3 protein-coding genes are annotated in these 2,036 nt (G+C 46.6%); all 3 read right to left on the bottom strand.

Annotated features, from left to right (window positions below):
- On the bottom strand, window positions 1-808 hold an 808-nt coding region (locus BCT81_RS02120), incomplete at its 3' end, for a beta-ketoacyl-ACP synthase III (RefSeq protein WP_102423114.1).
- Between the two features lie 5 nt (window positions 809-813).
- Window positions 814-1,839 carry a phosphate acyltransferase PlsX gene (gene plsX / locus BCT81_RS02115; RefSeq protein WP_102423113.1) on the bottom strand — a complete coding sequence of 342 codons (1,026 nt, stop codon included), beginning with the start codon at window positions 1,837-1,839 and terminating at the stop codon, window positions 814-816.
- Window positions 1,840-1,848: 9 nt separating this feature from the next.
- Window positions 1,849-2,019: a 50S ribosomal protein L32 gene (gene rpmF / locus BCT81_RS02110; RefSeq protein WP_004737376.1), complete on the bottom strand. Its 171-nt coding sequence runs from the start codon at window positions 2,017-2,019 to the stop codon at window positions 1,849-1,851.
- Between the last annotated feature and the right edge of the window lie 17 nt (window positions 2,020-2,036).

The following is a 2,036-nucleotide window of genomic DNA, read 5'->3' as shown; positions in this document are numbered from 1 at the left end:
TATCAAGGGTGATCACCACTTGATCAAGTGACATTGTCAGCTTTTTCGCCGTTGCTGAAATAATACGGTAGTTCGCTTGGTGTGGAACTAACCAATCAAGCTCTGACTTATCCATGTTATTTGCAGCTAATGTGTCTTTAACCAGCTTAGATAGCTGAGTTACCGCCACTTTGAATACTTCGTTGCCCGCCATGTGCAGCCATTTGTCCGCATCACCGCCACGCTCTGGTACTTCAAGGCTTAGTAGCTCACCGTATTTACCATCAGAGTAAATATGTGTCGACAAAATACCTGGCTCTTCGCTTGCGCCTACAACCACCGCGCCTGCTGCATCACCAAATAAGATGATCGTAGAGCGGTCAGTCGGATCACAGGTTTTTGACAGTGCATCGGCACCAATCACCAAAACGTTCTTACACATGCCTGATTTGATGTGCTGATCAGCAACAGACAAAGCATAGACAAAACCAGAACACGCTGCAGCCAAATCAAACGCAGGGCAGCCTTTAATACCAAGCTTACCTTGTACCTGACACGCCGAAGACGGGAATGTGTGGCTACTACTGGTGGTCGCAACGATGATTAAATCAATATCTTCTTTGTCGATACCCGCCATTTCAATGGCATTTTCAGCAGCGTAAAACGCCATATCTGCAACGGTTTCGTTCTCCGCTGAAATACGACGCTCTTTAATACCTGTTCTAGCAACGATCCACTCATCGCTAGTCTCTACCATTTTCTCTAAGTCTGCGTTAGTACGCACCTGAGATGGCAAGTAGCTGCCAGTACCTAAAATTTTGCTATACATGAAGACTAATAATGCCTCTCGAGTAAAACCGCTTCCAAACGATCGCTAATGCGGCTGGGGACTTGTCGTTTGACCTCGTGTACTGCCTCGCCAATCGCGTTGACAACTGCAGATACATCAGCACTTCCATGACTTTTAATCACAATGCCGCGCAATCCTAACAAACTTGCGCCGTTATACTGGTCGGGGTTCAAGGTTTTTAATTCAGTAAATAGCTCAGAAAACAACATTCTGGCTATCCACCCTTTTATAGTTGAAGCCATCATGCGCGTTTTTAGCTTATCAATAAAGAGCTGAGCCGTACCTTCGCACGTTTTTAAGCAGACATTGCCCACAAAACCATCACATACGACGACATCAGCAACATCTTGAAGGAGTTGGTTACCTTCAATATAGCCTATGAAGTTCACAGACTGAGTATTCGACAACATTTCAGCGCATCGTTTTACAAGGTCATTACCTTTAATTTCTTCGGCGCCGATATTTAAAATAGCGACACGTGGAGCGCGACCTAAATGTTGTTCCGCTAATGCACTGCCCATCACAGCAAATTGGAAAAGCGAATCTGCATCACTAGACACGTTTGCCCCTAAATCAAGCATCCAAGTACGATTCCCTGAAGCAGTAGGCAAGGCTGAAACCAATGCGGGCCTATCAATGCCAGGGAGGAGCTTAAGTCGAAAACGGGACAGAGCCATCAATGCGCCGGTGTTGCCACCACTCACACAAGCATCGGCTTGAAAGTCGGCGACCAAATCAATAGCAGCACGCATGGAGCTACCCTGACTGTTACGCAAGGCTAGTGAAGGTTTTTCAGAATTGGAAATAACTCGATCGCAATGCTGAATACTCAAACGAGAGTCAGGCACTCGACCTAATGAAGATAATTGAGATGTGATCGCGTTTCGATCACCTATGAGAATGACTTTTAGCTCTGGGAAATACGACAGTGCCTGCACGGCGGCAGGCACTGTTACACGAGGACCGAAGTCCCCGCCCATTGCATCAAGCGCAACGGTTAGATTTTGCAAAGGTCAACCTTACTTGTTGATAACCTTTTTGCCGCGGTAGAAACCTTCCGCAGTCACGTTGTGACGTAGGTGAGTTTCACCTGAAGTTGCGTCTACAGAAAGTGCAGCTGTAGTTAGCGCATCGTGTGAACGACGCATGCCACGCATTGAACGTGATTTCTTGCTCTTTTGTACGGCCATTGACCCTACTCCTATGT

The sequence above is a fragment of the Vibrio sp. 10N.261.52.A1 genome (genome assembly GCF_002876325.1).
In the GTDB taxonomy this organism is placed as follows: Bacteria; Pseudomonadota; Gammaproteobacteria; order Enterobacterales; family Vibrionaceae; genus Vibrio; species Vibrio chagasii.
Note: the sequence above shows the minus strand (reverse complement) of the source record. Positions and strands in the feature narration are given on the sequence as shown.